The 26059-nt window shown below is 55.5% G+C and carries 26 protein-coding genes and 1 pseudogene; 26 read left to right on the top strand and 1 reads right to left on the bottom strand.

Translation table 11 applies throughout. The features are described from left to right. Positions 1 to 49 precede the first annotated feature (49 nt). Positions 50 to 1117, top strand: a complete 1068-nt coding sequence (locus tag MPHASIOC01_RS17250) for a TQO small subunit DoxD (RefSeq protein ID WP_353612968.1) — start codon at positions 50 to 52, stop codon at positions 1115 to 1117. An 82-nt stretch (positions 1118 to 1199) separates the two neighbouring features. Continuing rightward, on the top strand, positions 1200 to 1664 hold the full coding sequence (locus MPHASIOC01_RS17245; protein ID WP_353612967.1) for an isoprenylcysteine carboxylmethyltransferase family protein: 465 nt from the start codon (positions 1200 to 1202) through the stop codon (positions 1662 to 1664). A 100-nt stretch (positions 1665 to 1764) separates the two neighbouring features. On the opposite strand, the gene MPHASIOC01_RS17240 is transcribed toward MPHASIOC01_RS17245, so the two are convergent. After that, positions 1765 to 2562 carry a sulfite exporter TauE/SafE family protein gene (locus MPHASIOC01_RS17240; protein WP_353612966.1) on the bottom strand — a complete coding sequence of 266 codons (798 nt, stop codon included), beginning with the start codon at positions 2560 to 2562 and terminating at the stop codon, positions 1765 to 1767. 228 nt (positions 2563 to 2790) lie between these two features. Between MPHASIOC01_RS17240 and MPHASIOC01_RS17235 the strand changes: the two genes are divergently transcribed. The 24 genes and pseudogenes from MPHASIOC01_RS17235 (at position 2791) to MPHASIOC01_RS17120 (ending at position 26057) form a co-directional block, all read left to right on the top strand. Further along, positions 2791 to 2955 (top strand): hypothetical protein, encoded by a 165-nt coding sequence (locus tag MPHASIOC01_RS17235; RefSeq protein ID WP_353612965.1) that lies wholly within the window; start codon positions 2791 to 2793, stop codon positions 2953 to 2955. Between the two features lie 319 nt (positions 2956 to 3274). Next, positions 3275 to 4135, top strand: coding sequence for an MBL fold metallo-hydrolase (locus MPHASIOC01_RS17230; RefSeq protein WP_353612964.1), 861 nt, complete (start codon positions 3275 to 3277; stop codon positions 4133 to 4135). Positions 4136 to 4459: 324 nt separating this feature from the next. Then, positions 4460 to 4786 (top strand): annotated as a pseudogene (locus MPHASIOC01_RS17225) (site-specific integrase); the annotation flags it as partial. A 391-nt stretch (positions 4787 to 5177) separates the two neighbouring features. Continuing rightward, on the top strand, positions 5178 to 6062 hold the full coding sequence (locus tag MPHASIOC01_RS17220; protein WP_115465115.1) for a ParA family protein: 885 nt from the start codon (positions 5178 to 5180) through the stop codon (positions 6060 to 6062). Continuing rightward, positions 6055 to 7419: an SPI-7-type island replicative DNA helicase gene (gene dnaB-PI / locus MPHASIOC01_RS17215; protein ID WP_187973488.1), complete on the top strand. Its 1365-nt coding sequence runs from the start codon at positions 6055 to 6057 to the stop codon at positions 7417 to 7419. Before MPHASIOC01_RS17220 ends, dnaB-PI begins: the two co-directional genes overlap by 8 nt. Continuing rightward, positions 7416 to 9122, top strand: a complete 1707-nt coding sequence (locus MPHASIOC01_RS17210; protein ID WP_187973487.1) for a ParB family protein — start codon at positions 7416 to 7418, stop codon at positions 9120 to 9122. Before dnaB-PI ends, MPHASIOC01_RS17210 begins: the two co-directional genes overlap by 4 nt. Next, entirely contained in the window at positions 9115 to 9372 is a 258-nt protein-coding gene (locus tag MPHASIOC01_RS17205; protein WP_007372573.1) for a TraR/DksA C4-type zinc finger protein, read from the top strand. The genes MPHASIOC01_RS17210 and MPHASIOC01_RS17205 overlap by 8 nt, the downstream gene beginning before the upstream one ends. Next, a complete protein-coding gene (locus tag MPHASIOC01_RS17200; protein ID WP_187973486.1) occupies positions 9362 to 10105 on the top strand; it encodes a DUF2786 domain-containing protein in 744 nt (247 codons plus the stop codon). The genes MPHASIOC01_RS17205 and MPHASIOC01_RS17200 overlap by 11 nt, the downstream gene beginning before the upstream one ends. An 84-nt stretch (positions 10106 to 10189) precedes the next feature. Then, positions 10190 to 10789, top strand: coding sequence for a DUF2857 domain-containing protein (locus tag MPHASIOC01_RS17195; protein WP_149288269.1), 600 nt, complete (start codon positions 10190 to 10192; stop codon positions 10787 to 10789). Then, complete coding sequence (locus MPHASIOC01_RS17190; RefSeq protein ID WP_063436959.1) at positions 10789 to 11019, top strand: hypothetical protein; 231 nt, start codon at positions 10789 to 10791, stop codon at positions 11017 to 11019. The genes MPHASIOC01_RS17195 and MPHASIOC01_RS17190 overlap by 1 nt, the downstream gene beginning before the upstream one ends. 78 nt (positions 11020 to 11097) lie before the next feature. Next, positions 11098 to 12336: an STY4528 family pathogenicity island replication protein gene (locus MPHASIOC01_RS17185; protein ID WP_187973485.1), complete on the top strand. Its 1239-nt coding sequence runs from the start codon at positions 11098 to 11100 to the stop codon at positions 12334 to 12336. A gap of 246 nt (positions 12337 to 12582) precedes the next feature. After that, entirely contained in the window at positions 12583 to 13305 is a 723-nt protein-coding gene (locus MPHASIOC01_RS17180; RefSeq protein WP_013095151.1) for a PFL_4669 family integrating conjugative element protein, read from the top strand. Between the two features lie 17 nt (positions 13306 to 13322). Then, on the top strand, positions 13323 to 15335 hold the full coding sequence (locus tag MPHASIOC01_RS17175; protein WP_187973484.1) for a DNA topoisomerase III: 2013 nt from the start codon (positions 13323 to 13325) through the stop codon (positions 15333 to 15335). 632 nt (positions 15336 to 15967) lie between these two features. After that, positions 15968 to 16459 carry an STY4534 family ICE replication protein gene (locus tag MPHASIOC01_RS17170; RefSeq protein WP_187973483.1) on the top strand — a complete coding sequence of 164 codons (492 nt, stop codon included), beginning with the start codon at positions 15968 to 15970 and terminating at the stop codon, positions 16457 to 16459. Between the two features lie 75 nt (positions 16460 to 16534). Continuing rightward, positions 16535 to 17035: a single-stranded DNA-binding protein gene (locus MPHASIOC01_RS17165; protein ID WP_187973482.1), complete on the top strand. Its 501-nt coding sequence runs from the start codon at positions 16535 to 16537 to the stop codon at positions 17033 to 17035. 153 nt (positions 17036 to 17188) lie between these two features. Further along, positions 17189 to 17473, top strand: coding sequence for a DUF1778 domain-containing protein (locus MPHASIOC01_RS17160; protein ID WP_007372584.1), 285 nt, complete (start codon positions 17189 to 17191; stop codon positions 17471 to 17473). Continuing rightward, on the top strand, positions 17464 to 17946 hold the full coding sequence (locus MPHASIOC01_RS17155; protein ID WP_007372585.1) for a GNAT family N-acetyltransferase: 483 nt from the start codon (positions 17464 to 17466) through the stop codon (positions 17944 to 17946). The genes MPHASIOC01_RS17160 and MPHASIOC01_RS17155 overlap by 10 nt, the downstream gene beginning before the upstream one ends. 232 nt (positions 17947 to 18178) lie before the next feature. Beyond that, the gene (locus MPHASIOC01_RS17150) at positions 18179 to 19465 is read left to right on the top strand and encodes a TcpQ domain-containing protein (RefSeq protein ID WP_187973481.1); all 1287 of its coding nucleotides are present in this window, start codon (positions 18179 to 18181) and stop codon (positions 19463 to 19465) included. 1 nt (position 19466) lies between these two features. Continuing rightward, complete coding sequence (gene pilM, locus MPHASIOC01_RS17145) at positions 19467 to 19910, top strand: type IV pilus biogenesis protein PilM (protein WP_187973480.1); 444 nt, start codon at positions 19467 to 19469, stop codon at positions 19908 to 19910. A gap of 19 nt (positions 19911 to 19929) precedes the next feature. Beyond that, entirely contained in the window at positions 19930 to 21603 is a 1674-nt protein-coding gene (locus MPHASIOC01_RS17140) for a PilN family type IVB pilus formation outer membrane protein (RefSeq protein WP_187973479.1), read from the top strand. 2 nt (positions 21604 to 21605) lie between these two features. Then, the gene (pilO2, locus tag MPHASIOC01_RS17135; protein ID WP_187973478.1) at positions 21606 to 22886 is read left to right on the top strand and encodes a type 4b pilus protein PilO2; all 1281 of its coding nucleotides are present in this window, start codon (positions 21606 to 21608) and stop codon (positions 22884 to 22886) included. After that, complete coding sequence (gene pilP / locus MPHASIOC01_RS17130) at positions 22873 to 23370, top strand: type IV pilus biogenesis protein PilP (RefSeq protein WP_063436952.1); 498 nt, start codon at positions 22873 to 22875, stop codon at positions 23368 to 23370. Before pilO2 ends, pilP begins: the two co-directional genes overlap by 14 nt. A gap of 7 nt (positions 23371 to 23377) precedes the next feature. Next, entirely contained in the window at positions 23378 to 24952 is a 1575-nt protein-coding gene (locus tag MPHASIOC01_RS17125; protein WP_353612963.1) for an ATPase, T2SS/T4P/T4SS family, read from the top strand. Then, on the top strand, positions 24942 to 26057 hold the full coding sequence (locus MPHASIOC01_RS17120; RefSeq protein ID WP_187973476.1) for a type II secretion system F family protein: 1116 nt from the start codon (positions 24942 to 24944) through the stop codon (positions 26055 to 26057). Before MPHASIOC01_RS17125 ends, MPHASIOC01_RS17120 begins: the two co-directional genes overlap by 11 nt. Positions 26058 to 26059: the final 2 nt, after the last annotated feature.

Genomic DNA, 26059 nt, shown 5'->3' with positions numbered 1-26059 from the left:
TGACGGCTGTTTAATTTAATAGTTTTGACCATTTTGAGAGGAACCGTGTATGGGTCTCACTGCCGCAAAACATCATGTAACAGAAGATAATGCCTGGATATCTGGTCTGGGCCTGCTGGCCGTACGTATTATCCAGGGATTTATTTACTGGGGCGGGGGCTCCCGGAGGTTTATTTATGCTCCGGATAAAATCAACCCGGAAGCGCCTCACTGGATGGCCTATAAGTTTCAGACGGCTATGCCAGGTGCCCTGCTTGGATTTGAGCAGGTCATATCTTTCATGCTCCAGCATTTCTGGTTGCTGTTCACTGGCGTGATCCTTTTTAGTGCTGCTGAACTGATTGCCGGGTTGTTCCTGATGTTAGGTCTGTTTACCCGCCTCAGTGCGTTTCTTACTATGGGATTTTCTGTCCTTCTAATGCTGATGTTCGGCTGGCAGGGGGCAACCTGTATCGATGAATGGACCATGGCAGCCTGTAATCTGGCGATGGGAACAACAATCTTCTTGTGTGGATCCCGCCAGTATGCTTTGGATAATCTCATTCTCAAAAAATACCCCCGCTGGTCAGAAAGCTCCCTGTTTCGCTGGGTTGGTGGTGCACTGCCGGTACCGCTTCAGCCATCAGGTTATAAAAAACTGGCACTGGGGTTACTCGCATTTGTCGTTATCTTTAACGTCGGGACCTACAGTTACTACCGGGGGTCAGTCGTTACACCTTTCCATCAGGGGCCTGTGAATCCCAGTATCCACCATATCTCTCTGAGCCGCGGTGAGGTACATGAAGATGGCAGTGTCAGCATTCACGCCTATCTGGATGCAGGCACTCCGGAAGCGGCCATGCATATTATGGATGTATGGTTGCTGGATGCTCAGGGAAATAAAATTGCACACTGGGATACAGAACAACTCTCCGCATTACCAAAAAACAGTTTTGATAATGACTATGCTTATAACAAATTCGTCTCAGGACCTTACGGAATTCAGGCAATTGTCGGTGCAGCCGCCACGCTGATTTTTCCGTCCGTTGCGAATACACTTCCTGATAGTCAGATGACCCTGATGATGATTGACGCTGATGGGCGTAAGTTCAAAGCACCGCTATCCCGAACCAAATAAGTCTGGTTTTCACCGAGTAATAGGGACTGGGTTTTCATTTTGCAGCCCTCGGGCTGCTTAGTTCAGAGGTAGGTCTGTAGTAATGCGTAATGTCCTGACTCGATTGAGAGTATGGTTTCCGCCACCACTCATCTTATTGCTCTTTTTTGTCACTGATATGTTGACTGCAATCCCGCGTTTTACCTTCGATATTGTGAATATGGGGTTAAGCGTGTTACTAACCTGTGTTTGTATCACCATGATACTCCATACCGTCTGGCAGATGAGGATGAAGCGCACGACGCTTAATCCGCTTCATGCGGATAGAACCACCACGCTGGTTACTGGCGGTTGTTACGCCTGGAGTCGTAACCCTATTTACCTTGGAATGAGCGGACTTCAGTTAGCCCTTGCTCTCTGCTTTGGCAGCCTGGTGGAGATATTTGCTGTTCCGTTGTTTATGTTTGTAGTTGCCAGATTGCATATCGATATTGAAGAGAAACAACTTCGAAAACGTTTTGGGGTGGAATGGGAATGCTATATGCAGCGGGTTCGTCGCTGGTTATAACGTTCCCATGGTATTGCAGGCGACAGATAAGTTCGAAACAATAAAGCGAAGAATTCATTATCTTTGAGTTTTGATATTTTTGTCGGTAATCATATTAATCTTAGCCATTTAGTTTCATCATAACGGCATTAAATGCCATCCCCAGGGCAACGACGATCAGTAGTCCGGAAAACCCCTTCTGCACAATATGTTCAGGTAAATGCTGGTTTAGCCTTCGACCAATCAACATCCCTGTCGCAGTACTAAGCACAAACCAGAGAGTAAAAGGCAAGGGCAGTGTCGCACCCTGTATCACTGCCACGGCAATCCCGCCCATACTTACCAATGCAACAATCATCAGTGAGGTTGCGATACAACTATGAATAGGCAGGGGGGTAAATTGCCGCAATAACGGGACGATAATAAATCCTCCCCCCACGGCTAATAGCCCGGTCATAAAACCGGTCACAGCCCCTAACGTGAGAAACAGCAACCATGTGTTTATAGCCCAGATAAATCGTCCGGTGTGTTCATCCAGTTTTACGGGATAAGTGTGCCTGGCAACCATCTCGGGGGCACGAAGCAATCGCCACGCTACGATTAGCATCACCCCCGCAAACAGCAGGTTCAGCAACGCAGGGGAAGTTTGGTGGGCAACCCATAACCCAACGCTCGTCATGGGCACGCCCGCCAGTATTATCACAATAGCGGCACGGTAGCGCACCAGCCCCTTGCGCAAGGCCTCAAAGGTCCCAAGCGCCGCACTCCCGGCGACGGCGACCAGGGCCACCGGAGCAGCCTGTTGTGGCGCCCATCCCATACCCATCACCAGGGTGGGAATGGCAAAAATGCCACCACCCGCTCCTGTGATACCGAGCACTGCTCCCACGAGCAGACCTGACAGTAACGAAATGACCATAGGCTTTCCTGATGTGTGGCTGATAACGTCCGGAGCAGAATTACGATGCCTGACGCTTTGCTCGTTTACGTTCAATCTGTTCAAAAAGCAGCATGCCGCTGACTATTAATCCAACGCCGAATATCACACCTGCCAACAGCGAAAAAGACAGGTTCATACATGTCCCCTTGAGCGATTTACTGTGCGAGCCGGCTTGACTAAATCCTCAATCCCATCATCCAGGCGGTTATGAAAGCAACACTCATAAACGTCAACGTAGCCACCAGAGAATGGGAGGATAAACGCGATAGAGCGCAAACCTCATGGCCGCTGGTACACCCCGAACTGCAGCGGGTTCCGGGCCCGACCAGCAACCCGGTGATCATCAGAACTGGCCAGGGAGCAGAAACCTAGGACACAGGAAGTGGCGAGTTGCTGACGTCAAATGGCTTCCAACTTCTGTCATAATGCCATTTGCCCCACTGAAACTTCTCTCTTGCTCAGGTGGCACAGCATCAGGCGATCATTATTTGCCAGAGCAGGCAATACAGCGGCTGCTCTGGCTACATCACGCATTTTTAGGGGGGCAATAAGCGTGATTTATAAGCTCTCTTTGTCATCCTGATCTACTCCGACGATAAACTTTACATTTTAATATAATATAATATTGTATAATTAAAGAGAGTGGCTGTGAAGATACATCATTCAGCGTACAGATAAGAAGGCGTTAACCATGACACCACTTATTGAGGGTTTTTACGATCCAGCAACCGGGACTGTCAGTTATGTGTTGGCCGACAGGACAGGGGGGACGGCGGCAATTATTGATCCTGTTCTGGACTATGACCCAAAATCCGGCAGGACTCAGACAACCTCGGCTGATCGGCTGATAGCTTACGTGGCAAAGCAACAACTGGCCGTCAAGTGGCTACTGGAAACTCACGCTCATGCTGATCATCTTTCGGCAGCCCATTATTTGCGCGAGAAGATTGGTGGCAACATCGCTATTAGCGAAAAGATTGTTGAGGTTCAGCGGATATTCAAGCGCGTTTTTAACCTCGAACAAACCTTTGCACTGGATGGGTCACAGTTTGATCATCTGCTGACTGATGGTGAAACCCTGGAGCTGGGAGCTTTTACCATACAGGCGTTGCAGGTTCCGGGCCATACACCAGCTGATATGGCTTTCCAGGTCGCTGATGCAATTTTCCTTGGTGACACTCTGTTCATGCCTGATGTGGGTACCGCGCGCTGTGATTTCCCGGGGGGGGATGCACAGCAGCTTTATCATTCCATCCGCAAGATCCTCAGTTTTCCGGCGGAGACTCGTTTATATGTGTGCCATGATTATCCTCCAGCCGGCCGGGAACCCCAATGGCTGAGCAGCGTAGCCACACAACGGGCTACTAATATTCATGTCCATGATGGAAACGATCTGGCCACATTTGTGGCGCTTCGGCAGGCGCGGGATAAAACCTTGTCTGCTCCGGTACTTCTGTTACCGTCCATTCAAGTCAATATCCGTGCCGGTAAATTTCCGCCAGCAGAAGATAATGGCGTTTGTTATTTGAAAATTCCTTTAAATCGGCTGTAACCAAGTGATGTGATGGGTGTCTCTTTTTCAGCGCAAGTCCTGCTAACCTCATGCTGAGTATTCTTTTTTCAGAGGTACTGCATTATTTACGCGATAAAAGTCATCGGCATCATTCTGGCTGGATAAATCTGTCTTCGGTTCTGAGTCTGGATGGGCAATGGGACTGTTACATCTGACAGTAAAGTTTCCCGTAATAAATTGCTAGATCTTATTCGCCAATTTCCTGCCGCAGACGAGAATGAGTGCAGCCGTTGCATGAAAGCTCAAACTGAACAAAAGGCCACGAATCGATGTGGCCTTTTCTTTTCATATATCTGAAAAGTTAACCGCTCTCTTGAACGTGATGCAGCAATGGAAGACCAACTGTTTAATTTGTCGCGATTCGACGGTCGTAGAAAGGAAAGCAGTGAGAATTATGACAATCCGCCGTTGCGTGCTTTCTTCCGGCGCCTTTCAAACGAGTGTGGCTTTGTGGTCCGCCCTCACAGGTTCCGCCATACCATTGCTACCAGTCTGATGAGCATGCCTGACCGAAATCTGAAAATGGCACAGGACTTACTGGGACACTCCACACCAACAGTAACCTTGCAATACGTTGAAAGTGATATAGAGAAAGTCAGAAGTGTGCTCGAACAGCTCGATGCAGCCTAAGATGATTCTTAAGTCAAATCTAAGTGGATGATTCTAAAAAAGGAAAAATAAGGGGAGATTCTTTACAAAAGATTGACAGAAAAATGTTCTGAGGGTAAAAACCTTCATGATGTGTTTTTTATGGATGTGAGAAGTCCAGAGGGTGCTGTAACATCCTCTGGACTTAATAGTCCCGTGTTCAACATTGGTGTGGTAAGCAAAGTACCAACATCACGCTGGGGACCGCTGTCTTGCCCGTTAAGGATCTCATCTCTTAACGAACAGGCTCTGAAGAAGTGGTGCCCGGACTCGGAATCGAACCAAGGACACGGGGATTTTCAATCCCCGTGTTTTTGGAAAGCGGTGAAGTGAGCAATCGTTCTCATCTGAATAATGTTATTCAGGTGACGAAATGCATTCAAAAACGAAAGTTGTACCCGTAGTTTCTACCAAAGGTGGCGAGGGGAAATCAACCCAGGCCGCTAATCTCGGTGGTTTTCTCGCCGATGCAGGCATAAAAACCCTTATTATTGACGGCGACCATGCTCAGCCTACCGCCAGCAGTATCTACCCGTTAGCATATGAAGCACCCTGCGGCCTATACGAACTGCTCATGCAGACCGTAGACCTATCAAAAGCCGAAAATATTATTTCCCGCACCACGATCGATAACCTTGACGTCATCGTCTCCAATGACCCCCGAAACCTTTTACCTACCTATATGCTCAATGTTCCTGACGGACGCGTGCGTCTTCGCAATGCACTGTCAAATCAGGTTTTCAGTCAGTATGACGTCATTTTGATTGATTCACAGGGTTCACGTTCAGTGATGTCCGAACTGATTATTCTGGCCGCTACCGGCGAAATGATTGGGATGGTTAAACCTGTTCTGCCGGATGTTCGTGAATTTATGCGTGGAACTGTAGCTCTGATGGAAGAATTGCTCCCCTATATGGCTTTTGGTATCAGTCTCCCACGCATACATATGCTGGTTAATTGTATGGATTATACGCTGCTCGCGAAAACCACAGTTGAACAGGCCGAAAACATCATAGTAAGCGGCGATTACAGTCAGCATGCAGATAAGATCGTCATTGATATGCTCCAGACCCGCATTTATGACCTGGACGTTTATAAGCAGGGGCATGCAGCAGGTCAGCCAGTGCACCGCCTTGAGAAGAAAACCAGCCGTAAAAGCGATTCCGCATTTGATTCTATGCATGGCCTCGCCTGCGAACTGTTCCCTGAATGGGTAAGCCTTTTCGATACGCTGGCAAAGGGAGGTGAGCGTGTCTGACGATCGCAGAAATATTCCGGGGATTTATTCCCCTGATGCTGAACAGTCTGTCATCGGGGGTCTTATGCTGGATAACGACCGCTGGGATGAAGTGGCACTCCGTCTGAGTGCTGATGATTTTTTCCAGAAAGTCCATAAAGTTATCTATCAGGAAATGACCCGTCTGGTTGCGGCAGGAAAGCCGCTTGACCTGATTACGCTCTCGGAGAGTATCGAAAGTCGCGGTAAAGATGCCCTTGAGCAACTCGGTGGTTTTGCCTACCTGGCTGAGCTCAGTAAAAACACCCCGAGTGCGGCAAATATCGTTGCGTACTGTGACATTGTGGCCAGAACCAGCCGGGCAAGGCAACTGGCCTCCATTGGCGCTGAAATCACCGAATCAGTCAGGACACCTGGCACCGATATTGACAGGGTGATGGAGACCGCCGAGCAGAAAATTACCCGTCTGGCAGAGCGCGCTGAACCAGAGCAGGGCGTCACGCTGCTTGAAGGGATGGAAAGGCTGCTGCCAGAACTGGAGCGGCGATGCAATGTGCCTGACGGTATTACCGGTACGCCAACAGGTTTTGAAGAACTTGATGCCATGACCAGTGGTCTCCAGGCGGGTGACCTGGTACTTATTGCGGCTCGTCCCTCGATGGGGAAAACAGCGCTTCTCATTAGCCTGCTACTGAACTCATTGATGAAAAAATCCGGCTCAAAGGGGCAGCTTTACAGTATGGAGCAACCCACCGAACAGATCCTGATGCGTATGCTCGCGTCGCTTGGCAGTATTGACCTCACGCATCTTAAAAGCGGGCTGATGGATGATGAGGACTGGGCTCGTGCAACAGACGCGTCGGCATTGCTGATGGGTGATCTCAACGACAGTCTCATCATTGATGATACCGGCTCACTGACGCCGGCGATGCTGCGTATCCGCGCCCGGCGCAATGCCCGCCGCTACGGTCACCCGTCGATTATCGGGCTCGATTACCTGCAACTGATGCGGTGCCCGGATCAGGAAAACCGCACGCAGGAAATTGCGGAAATCTCCAGGTCACTAAAAGCGCTGGCCAAAGAGATGATGTGTCCGGTGGTGGCACTGTCACAGCTGAACCGCCAGCTTGAAAGCCGCGCTGATAAGCGCCCCAACAACGGTGATTTACGTGATTCCGGTGCCCTGGAGCAGGACGCTGACGTCATCGTCTTTATTTATCGCGATGAGGTCTATCACGAAAACACCGAGGATAAAGGGATTGCTGAAATCATTATCAGTAAACAGCGCCAGGGACCCACGGGGACGATCCGCCTGCAGTATGAAGGTCGTTTTACCCGTTTTTCTGACATCACGGGCCGACCGGGGAGGAGCGCATGAGCAACGTCCGTAATCTTAATCTTGGCGCGGCCATGCTGCAGCGCGGCAAAACCCCGGCTCAGGGTGATGCGATTCCCGCCGCAGTCCCCTTGCCGGTCAGCGAAATGGCGATGGTACTCACGCTCGATCAGCTGCGACCGAACCCGGATAACCCGCGTAAAGGTCGTAATCCGCGGTATGAGGAGATCAAAGCCTCCGTTCGTGCACGCGGACTGGATTCCATTCCCAAGGTGACACGCGATCCGGACGGTGAAGACGTTTATATCTTCAGTGACGGAGGCAATACCCGGTATCAGATCCTGTGTGAGTTGTGGCAGGAAACCGGTGATGAGCGTTTCTATCGTGTTCACACCATTTTTAAACCTTGGCCTGGCCGGTTGAAATGTCTTGTCGGGCACCTGGCAGAAAATGAGGTCCGTGGAGAGCTTACCTATATAGATAAAGCGTTTGGTGTACACAGTGCCAGAGCCATTCAGGAAGAGCTGATGGGGCGCCCTGTGACACTGAGAGAACTGTCAGAATTATTAAATAATGAAGGTTATCCGATTGATAATTCGACCATCAGTAGGATGGAGGATACATTAAAATATCTATGGCCCTGTTTCCCAACCTTGCTCAACAGTGGTCTGGCACGTCTGCAGGTGCTGTCGCTGCTGCGCATCCGTTCCCAGGCAGGAAAGGTCTGGTCGCAGTTCGCGCATGAGTCCTCCCCGCAGTGTTCGTTCGATCAGGTATTTGAGGCGAGTTGCCAGGGGTTTGACGATCCTGACAGTTATGCATATGAGACATTCCGTGATGAGTTTATCGGTCAGCTGGTTAAGGCGCTGCCACATCCCAGCCTGAACTATGACCGCTGGCTGATTGAGCTGGACCCCCGCGAACAGAAACGCCGTGAACAGTTTGGTGATCCGCCGCCGCTGCCAGCAATGACACCACCACCGGAAAGAGCGGCAGGTCGTGAACCCCCGGAGCCGCAGATGACTGTCCTGCCTCCGGATACTGCATCTGAAACGCTGGTCACGGGACTTCGCAGCGGCACGCTGACCACGCCCGGACGCCCGGAGCCGGCACCGGAATTGCACACAGACGCTGAACTGCCTGTGAACGCGCAGGTGACAGCCGGCAGTGAACCGCGTCGTGAAGTACAGAATGATCTGTTTGGCGGACGGCCGGTCATTTCCGGTGAAACGGCTGACCCTGAAAGCATTTCTCTCCCTGATTTCAGCCCGGGCACACTGATGTCAGCATTTGGCGAGGAGAATGCGTCCCCGGCAGCGTCCGTCAGTTCGGTCGCCTTTGCCGCAACAGGACTTGAGCCCGTCAGTGATATCTGGCACATCCCGGCACTCCAGGATGATATTGAGCACCTGCAGGATATGGCTTACCGGCTTGTCTTCGAGATTGCTGAGGTGATGGGCTGCGCGGACAATGTGCGGGAGGATAAACACCCTCAGTCAGCAGGCTTTGCCGTCTCCGAAACCGGCAGCGAATTTGTCCTCTTCCTGGCGGGCCTGTCCGGCTCGCTCCCCAACAGGCAGTTCAATATGTTTATGTTCTGCCTGAATTTCTTCGGTTCTCAGTCACCGGCTGACATGGCCGTATTCGACGATATCACGGTCGTGAAAACAATGCGCCTTATCCGCGTTATCCGCCGTCTGCGTGAGCTGCAGCGACTCGCTGCGAAAGGAGGGGAAAATGTCTGATGATCTGAATGATGAAATGGCCCAGGCCAGTACAGCTCTGTTCATCCAGCACGGCATCGATGCCATCCGGGCAAAGGTAAACTCTGCAACACCGTCGAAAGCGTTCTGCGAATGCTGCGGTGCGGCTATTCCGGTTGCCCGTCAGCTTGCGGTTCCGGGCGTGGAGCTCTGTGCCGGTTGTCAGGAGGTTAAAGAGATGAAAAACCGTCACCGGGCTGACGGTGGCAGGGGGATGCGCCATGTCGGATAACGCAAAAATCACTGCCCGTATCCGGCGCCTGATGGCGCTGGGCACCCGCAACAGCAACCCGCATGAAGCCGCGCGTGCGGTGGCGCTGGCACAGCGGCTGATGCAGCGCCACGGGCTGACGCCGGACATGCTTTCCCTCAGTGATGTCAGTGAGTCAGTCTGTTTCAGCCTGACCAGTGATGCAGAAAAGGTGCCGGCCTGGCTGAGCTCGCTGGCAACCGTGGTCTGTATGGCCACGGGCTGCCGTTGCTGGTTTGGCTGGCATATTCATGTCAGTCCACAGGGTGTGAGCAGCGTGCGCCGTTCACTGCACTTTTATGGATTCAGCGAACGACCGGAGGTGGCGCTCTACATCTATACCGTTCTCCAGCGGCAGCTGCGTGCTGCCACAGACGTTCACATGGCTGGATACCGTAATCGGCGCATTCTTCTGCGCACGCGCCGTCGCCGGGCAGACCAGTTTCGTGAGGGCTGGGTATCCGGCGTCTGGCAGGTGTTGCAGTCCTTTTCACCCTCCGGGGAAGAGAACGCCGTACTGCAGCGCTGGCTGGCTCAGCGTCATGCCGGCGAGCCGCTTGAAGATATGTCGGTCCGGTCTGCGGGTAAATGCCGGGGTGACAGAACGGCCCGGGTGGCCGGTTTTTTCGCAGGTCGCGATACCGACCTCCATCATGGTCTCAGTGGCGCACAGGCTTCCCGGCAGATAACAGCGGGAGGGCATGCACATGACTGACGTTCTTTTATGGAGTGCCTGCCTGTCGGGCTGGCTTTTTGATGTTCTGCTCATCGCTGACCGGGCGATATCAGGAGGTGGCCTGTGAGCCAGCATAATCTTTCTCAGGCCACCACGGCCATTCTGTCCTCACTGCTGATGGACGTCAAAAACGGCAATATCCGCCGCTGTGAGTCACTGGGTATGTCGGTCGAGGAAATCCGTGCGCTGAGTCATCTGAGCCTTGATGAACTGCATTACCTCAGCCAGTCACATGTTTCCGTTCTTGATGTCACCCTGAATCATGAAAACTTCTGGCTGATGCTGAATCAGGCCCGCAATGAGCAGAAGCGCTTCATGATGATTGACCGCGCACTGGAGCTCGGCGGTTCGATGGAGCTGATTGACCGGTATTTTGGTCTGTCTCCTTCGGAGGTGAGTGCCCGCCGCCGTCTGATGGGCATTGAATCCCGGCAGGGCCGAACCCAGGCCCTGACAGAGCCACAGGACGCCGCGCTCTGGGCCGAGTGGAAAGCGGCAGGGTTGTCATCACCGGACTCCCATCAGGCGCTGGAGGCGATGATGCTGGCGGCCGAGCAACTGGGTCTTTCACTGACGGCCGTATGGAGCCGGGTCTGCCAGTGGTGTCGGGAGGCGAATGCCGCAGGCCGCCGGTCTGAAATACCTGTGCGTAAGGAGGCGTGATGGAGATGGGTGATTTCTCCCCCCGGCAGCAGGTGTCACCGGCAGTACGCCGCCGCGCGCAGCAGCTGTTCCGCGCTGCCTGCGGTGGACAGAAGGTGTTCCGCCGGCTGACCATGAACGGCTACCTCAAGATAGACGTGGGGCCGTTCTGGCGCATTCTCAGTAAGGATGGCGGCCGGCAGTGGTGGCTGATGGACCATGAGACCTACAACCGTGAAATACGGCGGTAACGGACTGCCGCTGATGACCAGACAGTGCCGGGTTTATCCCGGCACTGTGCTGTCTCAGGCTGAAGAGGAGAGCATAAAATGACCATTCCCGCCGACAGCATCGTGGCGCACACGCTCGCCAGAATGCAGCAGAATCTTGAGCGGCGCACCGATACCGGCGATGTCAGCCAGGAGCGCAGCGGGCTGCTGTTCATGGGCAACGTGCACGATGCGTTCCCGCGCAGGCTGTTTCTGGATACACGCCTTTCACCGCTGGATAAAACCGCCTGGGTGATGATAAGACTTTACGCACAGCAGAATGAGGGAGCCATCTTCCCGACTTACGATGAGCTGCAGGTTCAGCTTGCCTCCGCGCATTCAGAGAAGGCATCGAGGGATACGGTCAGCCGCGTCCTGCTGATGCTGCGCCTGACCGGCTGGCTCAGCCTGTGTAAGCGGGTACGCGATGACCGCGGGCGTGTGCGGGGCAACATTTACGCGCAGCATGACGAGCCGCTGGGTTACCGTGACGCCGAAACCTTCGATCCGGGCTGGCTTAAGCTGGTTGAAGAGAGTTGCCTTAGCCGTAATAAAGCGGTCCGCATGACCGCGCTGGCCGTGGTGAATGACATACTTCAGGACCCCGGAATGCGTCACCGTCACAGTCGCCTGGCCCTTATCGAAAGTCGCCTGAGCGCGCCGTCCACACCCAGGCAGATGGTCAGTCATCGCCGGGCAGTGAACCGGAGTCCGGAATCCGGACTCAGTCAAAAAAGCACCAAAAACATCCCGGAATCACTGAGTCCGGAAAACGGACTCAGTACCCCGTCAGTGGATAAAACACAGAGTCCGGAATCAGGACTCAGTCTGAAATCAACGAGTTACACCGGAGTCCGGAATCCGGACTGTAACGTACGTTCTTTCACACAGAATGTGAATAAAAAAACGTACGTACCGGGCGGGGAACATTTTCTGCCTGACGATTTTGTGAACGGACTGAACAGCGATGACCGGCAGATGCTGACCAAACAGATGGCCTCACTGCCTGAGGCGGTGGCAAAGACGCTGGCTGACATGCTGCGTGAGCAACTGCGGCTTGGCAGGCTGAATAACCCGGTGGGCTGGCTGTTCACGATGCTGCGGCGTGCCCGGAGCGGTGAGCTGAACCTGCCGGAAGCAGCAGCACCTGCCCCTGCCGGTTCCGGCAGCAACAATCCACCGACAACCGGTACGCGTGCTGTACCGGCGGCGATCATCCCCGTGCAGCCTGCCAGACGGCCTTCCCGCGATGAGGTCAGGGCGATGATCGAGAGCATACGACAGTGTGTTGGCAGATAAACATGTGGTTAAAATTTGAGCTTGCTGCCAGTGGCAGCAAGTATGTTTTTTGAGCAGCTAAAATCTGACATGTTAAAAGGGTCTCTTACTATTGATTAAAAAATCACCTTGCTGCCTGTGGCCGCAAGATTAAAAAACGTACAAAGGATAATTTCCTGTCGCTGATTATGAGTTTCACATTGTTGGTCATGCGTGTGATTCAGGACTATGCGAGCTCTTCTTAACTGAATACAGGTGACGACAACGATGGCAGATAAACAGGTAACAAAGACAGGCTCGCTTCAGTCAGAAATGACAATTGCGCTCCATACCAATTATGCAATTGGTTTGTGGCTGGGTCGCAAACGGGAGAAACAGGAAGACAATACTCCTGTTAAACACGGCATCATCGGGATGCCTCAGTTCTTCGTGCGTGCAACACTGATTAACCAGGACTCCCTGAATAATAATCCGTGGGCAGATGAAGCCATGTACCGTCTGGAGGAAAAGCTGAGATCTGCAACTGAGACGATGACCGGGCTTATTAAGCAACTGGATGAAGAGATGAGTATGCTTCCTGCAGGTATTACGCTGACAGAGGTTACTTCGGTCGAACCACTCGATATTCATGTGTTTACGCGTACTCCTCTGGGATACCGGTGTGTGTTTCTGCTGGTCGGGTTTGACCAGTTTGCCAAGAAGGTTCTTCAGGCGTCACATTACGGACTGATTACCCGTAATGGCCGGGATAATTATCTCAGTGAAGGTGGGCGACTTCTGCGTCAGATTTACGGGACGGTTCTTTCTTACCGCAGGGTGGATGCGACACGCCTGGACGCAGCAGAGAATAATGAAGTCTGGCAGAAAGCCTGTCAGGAGGCGGGTGAGCCCGATCGTGCCGTGCTGCTCGGAGAAAAACGTTCAGCATTTTCCCCTCCCGTTAATGAAGCGAGCGTGAACCTGCTGCGCCTGCGTTATCAGACAGTCTGAGTCGCCGGAGGCTGGTCATGCGGCTATATATCTGTGAAAAACCCTCGCAGGGACGCGATCTGGCCGGGGTTCTCGGTGCCACCCGGCGCGGTGACGGCTTTCTGACCGGCAGCGGAGTCACCGTCACCTGGGCAGTGGGGCACCTGCTGGAAACCGCACCGCCCGAGGCGTACGGTCAGCAATACGGTAAACCGTGGTCACTTTCGGCACTGCCGATCCTGCCTGCCCCCTGGCAGGTTGTGGTCAAAAAAGAGACGCAGGATCAGTTCAAAGTCATCGAGCGGCTGCTGCGACAGGTTGACGATGTGGTTATTGCCACTGATGCAGATCGGGAGGGGGAGGTCATTGCGCGTGAGCTGCTGGAATACTGCCGCTGGGAAGGTCCGGTGCAGCGGCTCTGGCTGTCTGCGCTGGATGAACTCAGTATCCGCGCGGCGCTTCAGGACCTGCGTCCCGGTCAGGCCACGCTCGGGATGTATCACGCCGGACTGGGGCGTGCCCGGGCCGACTGGCTGATAGGTATGAACCTCTCCCGTCTTTATACCCTGCGCGCAGCGGAGTCCGGTTTTGATGGCGTGGTCTCCGTGGGGCGTGTTCAGACGCCCACGCTGGCGCTGGTTGTCCGCCGGGACCGGGAAATCGCAGCATTTGTGCCGAAGCCGTTCTGGCAGGTTAAAGCGCTTATTTCCGCCGGTGACCTCACCTTTCCGGCGCAGTGGGTGCCGGCGAAGGTGTATACCGACGAGGAAAAGCGCTGTGTTCACCAGAACATCGCGCAGCAGGTGGCACAGCTCTGCCGGCAGGCAGGTCACGCCGTGGTGACCGAATGTGACACTAAGCGTGAAAAAGCCGCCGCGCCACTGGCGTTTTCCCTCGGGTCCCTGCAGCAGGCCTGTGGCAGGCTGTGGGATATGTCCCCGCAGCAGGTGCTTGACACTGCCCAGAGCCTGTATGAAAAGCACAAGGCCACGACCTACCCCCGAACCGACTGCGGTTACCTGCCGGAATCCATGCGGGAGGAGATTTCCGGTGTGCTCGATGCCATCGGCCGTACCGACCCGGAATGTGCGCCGGTCCTGGCTCGCCTCGACAGAACATTTGTCTCGCGCATCTGGAACGACAAAAAAATTACGGCACACCACGGCATTATCCCCACCCGCAATGCGTTTCAGCTGTCCGCGCTGACGGAGAACGAGCGTAACGTCTATATGCTCATCCGCCGTAACTATCTGGCCCAGTTCCTCCCCCTGCATGAGTCCGATTTCACACGGCTGCAGTTCGACATTGGCGGGCAGCTGTTCCGTGCCACCGGGCGAACGGAGGTGATAAAGGGCTGGAAGGTTCTGTTTGAGAACGCTGGTGATAATGAAGTTGATGACGGCGATGAAGCAGACGTTGCCCTGCCGCCGCTGGCGCAGAATGACCGCTGCGCGGTGACGGGGGCTGAGGTGGTGCAACTGATGACCCGTCCGCCGGCGCACTATACCTTTGCCACACTGATTGGCGCCATGATGAACGCGGCAGCATTTGTCACCGACGTCGCGCTGCGCAAGGTGCTGAAAGACAACGCGGGACTGGGCACCGAAGCCACCCGCGCCGGTATTGTTGAGCAACTGCTGAACCGTCACTTTATCGTGCGTAAAGGCAGTAAAATCATGGCGACCGAACTGGGTGCCGATGTGATTGATGCCCTGCCGCCGCAACTGACCGAACCGGGCATGACGGCGCTGTGGGAACAGGCGCTGGATGAGGTCGCCGCCGGGCGTATGTCACTCGACGACTTCCTGCAGCGGCAGACTGGCTGGACGCGTAACCTGGTCAGTCAGGGCACACAGCAGCAGGTGCGTATCCGGGTTCCGCCCACGCCCGCCTGCCCGCTCTGCGGGGGAAAAACCCGTCTGCGCAGGGGAGAGAAAGGGGAATTCTGGAGCTGCCAGCGCTGGCCGGAATGCAAAGGTGTCATCAACATCGGGGGCACCAGAAAGAAACGACCGCGCAGGGCTAAGTCTCCTGAATCAAAGAAGAATTAATCCTCTGTATCCGATTGCGGGGCGTTGTGGGCTCTGCTATTGTGACCCCGGCTCTGAAGCCGCACCCCGTGACTGCGGGTTTCGTCAGCATCTAATGCATGTGCTGCCGGAATACAGTCTGGCCGGCCCCGTCCACACCTGAACGGGAGACGGTAAGGCACAAAAACTCCGTGAAACCTGTGCCGGGCCCTTTCAGCCAGCGGAGCCACTGCGATAAGCAGGTTTACCTCAGGTCGATGGTGCAGACCTCAGAAGGCGGTGTCGCACGGCACCGCTTTTTTTATTTTTGTGTGCTGATGATTTTTTGAACGCTGCGGCGTTGACATCCGTGGCGTCTGAATGAATGATAAAGAGGCTAATCGTTGTCGTTCCGACAACTGCCAATGCCTGGGTGATTTGAGACAGGCGCCTTCGGGTAATCACATGCCAATGCCACATTAACCTGAGAGTGGCGCCTTCGGGTGGTTCAAACCTGTTTAACCTTTGCAAACAGGGACCTGATAACCAGGTTAAGGTCCATTTCACCATTACAGCCAGTCGGCAAACCTTGCTGACCTCCCTGCGGGAAACACTTCCCGTACGGGACAGATGTTTCTCCGCAACCCGTTCAGTTTTACTCCGGAGAAACCATCATGACTGCAACTACCACTACCCCTGCTTCAACCGGCTCTGCTTCTGCCTCCCAGAAAAAAGAGTTTTTCAACCTCAACGTCAATGGTATCGGGTATCTCAGCTCGATACGCCATGTACAGGGTGGTAATGGTGAATTCACCTGCGCCGTTATCAATGCCCTCACCGGTCCGACAGACAATGCGTCTTATACCCGTTTCGATGTCACCATCGCGGGTGCGGAGACCACCAAACTCATCAACCGCTGTCAGAAAGCCGTTGATGAAGAAGAAAAAGTGCTGATTGGCTTTGTGCTGAGCGGGCTGAAAGCCGATGTGTTTACCCTGCAGACGGGTGATCACGCCGGTGAAAGTCGCCCATCCCTGAAAGCCCGCCTGATTAAGGTGGAGTTTATCAAGAAAGGTCAGGACGTCGTTTATCAGGCACCCAATGCTTCCCAGACGCCGGAATCCGGTTCATCGGCTCAGAAAGAGTACGATCCGAATTCGTTCTAAGCGTCACGGACACACCACCGGAACACACCCCGGTGGGTGTGCTCCTCTCAACACCATTCTTAAGAGGAAATCATTATGTCCGCACGCGGCGTCAACAAAGTCATCCTGGTCGGTCATCTCGGTCAGGACCCTGAAGTTCGTTACATGCCTGACAGTACGGCCGTGACCACGCTTTCTGTGGCCACGTCGGAAACCTGGCGTGATAAACAGACCGGTGAAAACCGTGAAAATACCGAATGGCATCGTGTCGTGCTGTTTGGCAAGCTGGCCGAAGTGGCCGGTGAATACCTGAGAAAGGGTTCACAGGTGTATATCGAAGGTCAGTTGCGCACCCGCAAGTGGACCGATACCAATGGTATCGAACGCTGGACGACAGAAGTCCGTGTGGGCGTTAACGGAACGATGCAGATGCTGGGCGGTGGCCGTAATAACAGCACCAACACCAGTGGAAATAATGCGCAGTCAGGTCAGCAGGGCGGCTGGGGCCAGCCTCAGCAACCGCAGCAGACACCGTCAGCGCCACGAAATCCGCAGAATGAACCTCCGATGGATTTTGACGATGATATACCGTTCTGAATGACATAACGGATTCGTATAATTATATACCCTCATGCGCCAGTTCACTCTGGCGCTTTCTTTTTCAGCTTCAGTTGAATAACTATGTATAGCAATCTGCTACCATTCAGACTATCCTGTGTGTATAGCAATTTGTTACCAAGAGGAAGAAATATGCAAACTCCAGTCCGTAAATCCGTCCGTGACAAGCAAATCAATATCCGCGCCACGGATGAAGAACGTGCGGTGATTGATTACGCTGCGAGTCTGGTTAATAAAAACCGTACTGATTTCATCATTGAAAGGGCTGTGCATGAGGCCCAGAACATCATTCTGGATCAGCGTGTGTTCGTTCTTGATGATGCCCGTTACCAGGCGTTCATCAGGCAGCTTGAAGCCCCTGTGCAGAATGTTGAAGGTCGTCAGCGACTGATGGATGTAAAACCTGAATGGAAATAAATGTCACTGCGCCTGCTTTACTGACAGAGGAGCATGTTCTTCATCCGTTCGATTGCGGGAATGCGGTACTTGATGACTGGCTTCGCCGGCGTGCGTTGAAGAATCAGCATCTTAATGCTTCCCGTACATTCGTCATCTGTCCTGAAGGTACTGCGCGTGTAGTGGGTTATTATTCCCTCGCGACTGGCTCAGTAAGTCATGTCGACTTGAGTCGTAGTCTGCGACAGAATATGCCCGATCCCGTACCGGTTGTTTTGCTGGGCCGCCTTGCAGTCGATGTATCCACTCAGGGCAATAACTTCGGGAAATGGTTGCTGAATGATGCTGTGATGCGCGTATCGAATCTGGCGGATCAGGTCGGCATCAAGGCTATCATGGTGCATGCAATTGATGAGCGGGCTAAAGCGTTCTATGAATACTTTGGTTTTGTGCAGTCACCAGTTGCGGCTAACACGCTTTTCTACAAAATATGATGGTCTCATGCAGGTATTCATCTGTAGAACACATGGACCTGAAATCACATTCAACGCCGGTTCTCCGGCGTTTTTTCTTATCAGATTAAAGTGAAGGGCTTAGTCAGCTGATTAAGCCTGACCGGCTCTGCAATGTTTTTCTTCAGTTTCCGGAAAGAGTTTCGCATTGCCCGCTTTTTCATCCCCGCCAGAATAGCACTCCTGATTAAGACTAATCCTGGGGTGAATCCTGATGGCAGTACCTTCCAGACGTGTGGCAACGGGCGCTGCCCTCTTCGCCTGTTCAGTTATACAGGCGGGCTGCAGCAGCGCCGTTTCTGATCCCGCGCCCTTTGCAAACGGCCGCTATCAGCAGCCCACCCGCTTCGATGATATTTACCGCAACCGGGCCCCCGACGTGGTTCGCTATGACCGTTATACGCTGGTCAGCACGCGTCCGGACGATGCACAGCGCGATCCACTCAATCAGATTGTCGATATCACCATGCCGGCGCAACTGGTCAAAACGGTCGGTGAGGGCTTTCGCTATCTGCTGCTGGAGTCCGGATATTCACTGTGCTCAGCCACAACCTCCGCATTTTCAGAACTTCTTAGCCGTCCACTGCCGGCCGTTCAGCGTGATATCGGTCCGGTCCGGCTCAGTGAAGCCCTGCAGATTGTGGCCGGCCCGGCCTGGCGACTGAAGGTGGATGACGTTAACCGTGAAATTTGCTTTGAACTGCGGGACCAGTATCGCAGCTTCGCCGTACCGTTGCCGGCTCCGGTCTCACTGGTGTCACAGCATGCACCCGTCAGTCTCCCGCCGGTCATACAGCCAACCCGGACTGGCGGGGCCGCCGGCACTGTCAATGCTGTGCCGCGTAATCCCTTTACCGGTGATACGAGTATCAACAGCACCCCGGGCACCGTGCAAAAACCGGTACTTACGGCGCAGAACCAGTCCGTCCCGTCACCGGTACTGACAGTGGCGAAGACACCTGCAACACAGAAGTCTGCTGCGCTGTCGCCAGCCGGGCGCCCGCCGGTGCCACCACCTGCAGCTGCACCGAAAGCAGCCTCATCTCAGAAAACACCTGTTACAGCCGTTCATCCGGTTACCGTTCAGCCAGCTACAGTGAACGCTGCCCGGCAGACTGTGCCCGTCCGGCCCGTCACCTCACTGCCGCCGGCTCCCCCCGTCTCCGGTCAGACCGCTTCTTCATTTATACCGGGGGCGCCGGTCACTCCTCAGCCAGTTGGCCAGACGTGGCGCGCCGAACCGGGTTCCACACTGAAAGAGACCCTGACGGGCTGGGCATCAAAGGCTACGTGCAGCAATGGCGGAAACTGGGTGGTCATCTGGCCGGTATCACTGGATTACCGCATTGATGCGCCTCTGGTGTTTCACGGCAACTTCGAATCCGTCCTGGTACAGGTCTTTGACCTCTACCGCAAAGCGGAAAAACCGCTGTTTGCCGAGGCTAACCGCATTCAGTGCCTGATTTCGGTGAGCGATACCCCGACGGGCGGAGGGCACTGATATGGGCTATGCGCTGCCCGTCTTTGTTTTCTGTCTGGTCATTGCGCTGATGGCCGGTGATGCGCAGCGTCACTCCGCTGAACACGTCCGGCTGTCGCTGCAGCAGACCCTGCCTGACCAGCTTGCCACCGACATGCTGCGCTCCGCGGATGCGGTGAACAACTGGCGCCATGGGCGGACGGTCGCTGACGGCACGGTGACACCTGCACAGGCCGGCATCGTCCCCGCGCCTGACAGCCGTATCCAGACCGTGATTCAGGGGGGACGCCTCTGGGTCTGGGTGCCCGCCACTGATGGCGTGTATGCGGCGCTGCGTACACAGTCCGTGACCTCGGCACTGGCTCTGACCGTCAGCGACGGGCGGCTGCGGATGGCGGACGGCACCGATATGAACCTGCCCCTGCCGTCCGGCGTGACGGAGGGCAGCATTGTTTACCTCAACTAACCTCATCAGGGAGCTGCGGATGCCGCGTTTACCTTTCTGCCTGACAACGCTGGCCGCCGCGCTGGCGCTGTCATCATGTTCGCTGAATGAAATCAGCAAAATGGACAAGGAGGCCTCGGGGCAGGCCGATACCGCTCAGCGCGTACTGCAGAGTCGCCAGACCCTGACTCAGCCCACCGTTGTCTGGTCCGATAAACCCTGGGTGAACCTGCAGCCGGTCACGCCGGTCATCTCCACGCCGGATGAGAAGAACCTGCCCGCCTGCCAGATTACGATTAACCGGCCGGAGGGGATTTCGCTGCCGGAGCTGGGGCAGCGTATCACCGCGCTCTGCGGCATCCGCGTTTCCATCACGCCGGATGCCTTTGCCGCACTGAGCAGCATTTCCACCGGCAGCGTGGTGACGTCGCAGATGAACGGTCAGTTGCCGGCACCGGATGATAATGGCCGCGTGCCTCTGTCACAGATGGGCACCACGTCTGCGCAGCCCGTCTCCGTTCAGTCATCTCCTTCGCTTATCCGGGGCCTGAAATATCAGGGCGATATCCGCGGGCTGCTGGATATGGCAGCGAGCGGTCTGGGACTGTCATGGCGCAGCGACAGCAGCGGCGTGTATTTCTACCAGCAGGATACGCGTACCTTTCAGCTCGTCATCCTCAATACGAAGGTGAACAGCAGTGCCTCCATCAACTCCGGCTCCGGTAACCAGCTCGGCAGCGGTGGCGGTACATCCGGGGGGACCACCGGCGACATCAGCTCGAACCAGAAGACCGACTATGGCATGAACAGCGACCTGTACGATGACATCAAAAAAACGGTTGAACAGATGGTGACGCCAAAATCCGGCCGCTTCTGGCTGTCGTCTGCCACCGGTACGCTCAGCGTAACGGATACGCCCGATGTTCTGAATCGTATCGGTCGCTATATCGAATACCAGAACAAGGTTCTGAGCCGTCAGGTCCAGCTTAATATCCAGATTGTCAGCGTCAACCAGACGCGTAACGAGCAGATGGGACTGGACTGGGGACTGGTCTATAAATCGCTGCAGAACGTGGGTGCCAGCCTGACCGGTTCAATGGCGAACGCCTCCTCATCCGCCGCCAGCGCCGGTATCTCCATTCTTGATACGGCCAGCGGCAATGCTGCTAAATTCTCCGGCTCCAGCCTGCTCATTCATGCCCTGTCTGAGCAGGGCAACGTCAGCATGGCGCTGAACCAGACCGACCCGACCGCCAACCTGACGCCGGTGGCCTATCAGCTCTCCAAATCCACAGGGATGCTGACCAGCTCCAGTTCGACGGCCACCGCCAACGTGGGGGTGACGTCAACGATGACCACGACAAACGTCACCACCGGTCTGTTCATGACCATGCTGCCCTTCATTCAGGAAAACGGTGATGTGCAGCTGCAGTTTGCCTTCAGTTATACCAGCCCGCCGGATATCAAAAGCTTTGTCAGCCGGGACGGTAATACCCGCAATGATACCGCAAACACCTCTACCGAAGGGCTCGCCCGTAAGGTCAACCTGCGCTCGGGCCAGACACTGGTCCTGACCGGTTCTGAACAGCAGAACGTCTCGGCGGATAAGCAGGGCACCTTTACGCCGGGCAACTTTATCCTGGGCGGCGGTCAGACCGGCTCGCGGGGCCGTACCACGCTCGTCATCATGATCACCCCTGTTCTGCTGAGGTAACGATGTCATCACAGAAAAAAACAGCACGCCGCACCGGTATTCGTCTCACACACCACCGGCGCGACTGGATGGCCGGTCTTCACTGGGCACCGCAGCACAGCGTACTCAGTGTTCGTCTGCGGGGCAGGGCCTCGCCGGACACCCACTACGTGACGGCCGGCAGAGGCAGCGCTTCCATGGCGGGCGTTGTCTCCCCGGGACGCGTGCGTCACCGCCTTTATGCTCTTGCCGTGGCTTTTCAGCTGTCCGAAGGCGGTAATGCCTGGGGCATTTACCGTCTGAGCCGCGATGAAGACCTGTGGGTGTTCTTTGCCGCCAGTGGGGGGCAGCTTTCCGTGATGGGCGACGTGACCGGCCCGCGGGCATTCATTGAGTCAGCCGCACAGAATTTTCTGCGCTTTAACGATGCTGATGCGCCGGGCCTGCGCTGTGCGGCCACGGCTGAGGATGGCCGCGATGCCACCACGCTCACGGACAGGCTGAGTGGTGCACAGCTCAGGCGCTGCCGCCTGCGAAAACGCCTGGCACCGATGTCGCTCATCCTGCCGGCTGTCGTGCTCACCCTGGCGACGGCTGCCGGCGTTTACTGGCACGATACCGTGCAGCAGCAGGCAGACCGGGATAAGGCGATGGAGGCTTCTCGCTCCCGTGTGGCGCCGAAACACGATAAACCTGCCCTCCCGGCCCGTGCACCGCATCCGTGGGCCTCACAGCCTCCGGTGTCAGTGCTGCTCAGAAACTGCTGGCTGACGCGGGAGCCGGTCTTTGCCTCGGTGGCCGGCTGGCGTTTTACCGACGGTGAGTGTGTGCCGGAAGGACTGCGGCTGCGCTTTGTCGCCACCCCCGGCTCAACAGTGGAAGACTTCTCCCGCCGCGCCCGTGAACTGCTGGGGCATGCGGCCGTTTTTAACCTGCAGGAAGGCGGGAAAAATGGTGATGTTTTCATTCCCTTCCGTAAATACCTCGCAGGCGAGTACACCGATGAAGCGCTGCCGGGTGCCGATGCGCAACTGATGCGGTTTATCTCTCACCTGCAGCGCCGCAACCTGGACGTGAAATTCACGGAGGTGAAGCCGCCTGCCGTCGCGCCGGGTCAGGAAAAAAACACGCCCGTCCAGGACTGGCGGGAATTCACCTTCTCCGTCAGCTCGCGTCTGCAGCCTGAGCGCCTGCTGCAGGATTTTGATGCCGCCGGGCTTCGCCTGACCAGCGTGTCCATCACCATGAGCCCGCAGGGGCAGTTCGGATACACCATGAAGGGGAGCATTTATGCGCAGAATTAATCCCGCCCGGACGGGGCTGCTGCTGTCCGTTCTGCTCAGCGGGCCCGCGCTGTCAGCCACCACCGCCGATGCGCTGCCACCGAACGTCACCCTCGGGGAACTGGAAGCCGCACAGGCCAGGAACCTGATTCTGGAGCAGAAAGTCCAGACCGCCCGTCTGGAACAGCAGCTGCGCGAAAGCCAGTCCGGGCAGAGTACCGACCGTAATTATCTGGCGACATCCCTGCAACCGTCAGCCCCGCTCATGACGCAACCCGTCCCGTCACAATCGGCCGCTACGTCTGGCACGGAGAAGCGTGCCGGCAGTGTGCGCCTGCAGGAGATTTACGGTCGCGGCACACAGCTGCGCGCCCGCATTGTGCTGCCGGACGGGGGCGTTACCGAGGTGGCGAAAGGTGACCAGATCCCCGGCACTGCAAAACGGGTCACGGAGGTCACGTCCACGCTCGTGCGCCTCAGTGACAATTCTGAACTTTCCTTCTGAGGCAACGATGACGCCCGATAAAGACATTATGGATTTTGTGTTTGCCGAACAGCATCCGTCCGGCGGCGTGACACTGCTTATAGACGGTAACCGGCGAAAAGAACCGGCTATACAGCGCTGGGTGATGGATGTCACCCGTGAGTATCCGACGGCAAAGACCGAGTTTGTGACGCTGAGCGAGCTGAACCGCCGGCGCGAAGTGGCAGAGCAGCGCGGTCTGGCCCTCTCTCAGAGCGTCAGTGAAAGTGATCTGAACAGCCGTGATATCAGCGTGTCGCAGGATAAGGTCATCAGTTATATGAAACTGGGAAACGAGTTCAGTGCGTCTGATATCCATATTGAAATCAGCGCCGACCGTAAGCTAAGCATCGTCCAGTTGCGGATTCACGGCGAGCTGGAAGTGGTGGATGAAGTGAAAGATGTGGAGGGGATGACACTGGCATCCACCTCTTATCTTTCCATGTGCGACGTGCGCGAGCAGTCATTCTTTGCCGGCCGCGAGCAGTCAGGGCGCATCGATGCTAAGTTCGCACGCCGTGCCGGTCTGTATGGTGCCCGTTATGAACATCGCCCCACACCCGATGGCCTTATCGTCGTAATGCGTCTTATCCCGGACGACGGAAACAACATACCGACGCTGCCGCAGCTGGGATTCTTGCCGGAACAGATAAGGCTTATTATGCAGATCCTTCGACTGCCGGAAGGCATGGTTTTGCTGACCGGGCCTACCGGTTCAGGGAAGAGCGCCACACTGCGTGTGTTCAGTGATATCTGGCTGAAACTGACCGGCGGGAAAAAGCGCCTGCTGACACTGGAAAACCCGCCCGAGGGGCGTATTCCCGGCGCCATCCAGACGCCGGTCATGCCGGCTGATAACTCGCCAGAGGCCATCAGCCGCGCCTGGAATAATGCCAATGCTTCCGCACTACGACTCGATCCGGATGCCATCCTGAACGGCGAGATGCGCGACCTGCATTCGCTCATTGCAGCCATCTATGCAAGTGAAACAGGGCATCTGCTTCTGTCCACGACCCATACACAGAGTGCAATAGGTGCACTACGTCGAATGGAACATTTTGGCATTGATCGCCATCTTCTTGCAGATGCTTCACTCGTAACGGGTCTGGTAGGTCAGCGGCTCGTCCCACTGCTATGTGAAAAATGCCGTATTCCCTGGCAGGTAAAAGCGCCTGAGCTCGACGATGAAACCCGCGCGCGCCTGGAAAAATACTGCACCGTGGAGGGTATGTGTGACACCGGCAAGCTCTTCTTCCGTAATCACAATGGCTGTCCGCATTGCCAGAAGACGGTGCCGCTGACCAGCCGCATCATCAGCCGGGGCGTAACCGGACGTACGGCTGTTGCCGAAGTCGTCAGAACGGATGCCCGTCTGATGCAGCTCTGGTTGTCTCACGGCCCGGCCGTTGCCCGTCAGTACTGGGTAAACCAGGGGGGTATCACCCGCCGTATGCATCTGCTGCGTTATCTCGCGCAGGGGCGCGTTGATCCGGTGGAAGGCGATCTTATCTGTCCGCTGGACGAGGACGACATCATGCAGTGTGAGGTGCCAAATGTTGGTTAAGACACGTTTTTCGCCTGAGCGCGATATGTCGCTGGCGGAAAAGCTGCGGTATCGCGTGGTCAGGGCAACGTTTACCGGACAGTATCGCCAGCCGTTTTACGAAACCCTGCGCTTTCTGCTGGAAAATCGCAAAGCACTGGAAGAGGCGCTGACCATGATTGGTGAGGTGCATACCGACTTTGGCCGGCGCTGGCACCCCTATTATGAACTGGTGCAGGACTGCCTTGAGGGTGTGAAAGACAACCGCGAGGGCCGCTCCCTGAAGGATGTGCTGGCTGCCTGGGCACCTTATGAAGAGGCGGCGCTTATCAGCGCCGGTATGGAAACCGGCAACATTCCCGGTGCGCTGATGCAGGCTGACAAGCTGATTGTCGCCCGCCGGCGCATCCTCGGTCAGGTGGTTTTTGCCTCGGTCTTTCCGTCAGCGCTGGCCCTGCTGAGCGCGGGGCTGCTGCTGGCCAACAACATGGCACTGGTGCCCACCTTAAGCAAAATGTCTGACCCGGCACGCTGGACCGGTGCACTCGGGCTGATGAACGGCATGGCACAGTGGACCGATACGTGGGGGGTGACCGCAGCGGGTGCGACAGTCGGGGGCGTCATTCTGGCGTTCTGGTCATTGCCGCGCTGGCGAGGCCGGATGCGTCGTGTTGCCGATTTTCTGATGCCCTGGTCGGTTTACCAGGATCTACAGGGGGCGGTTTTCCTGATGAATATCGGGGCCCTGCTGGGGGCCGGCGTGCAGGAGCTTAAGGCGCTGCAGATCCTCAACGAGTTCGCTCCGCCCTGGCTGCAGGAGCGTATCGAAGCGGCAATGGAGTGTATGAGCGAGGGGGACTCGCTGGGCATGGCGCTGCGCCAGAGCGGTTACGACTTCCCCAGCCGCGAGGCGGTGAACTACCTCTCGCTGCTGGATAAGGGGAACAGCGCCGGGTCACTCATCACTAACTATGCCGACCGCTGGCTCGAACAGGCGCTGACACGCGTTGCCCGTAAAGCGAATGTCACCAAACTCTTTTCTCTCGTTCTGATTATGAGTTTCTTCTTACTCATCCTGCTGATGGTGATGCAGATTCAGGACATGAACACCTTCAACATACATTAAGG

The organism is Mangrovibacter phragmitis (genome assembly GCF_040429585.1).
Classification (GTDB): Bacteria; Pseudomonadota; Gammaproteobacteria; order Enterobacterales; family Enterobacteriaceae; genus Mangrovibacter; species Mangrovibacter phragmitis.
This window is presented reverse-complemented; position numbering and strand designations above follow the sequence as displayed.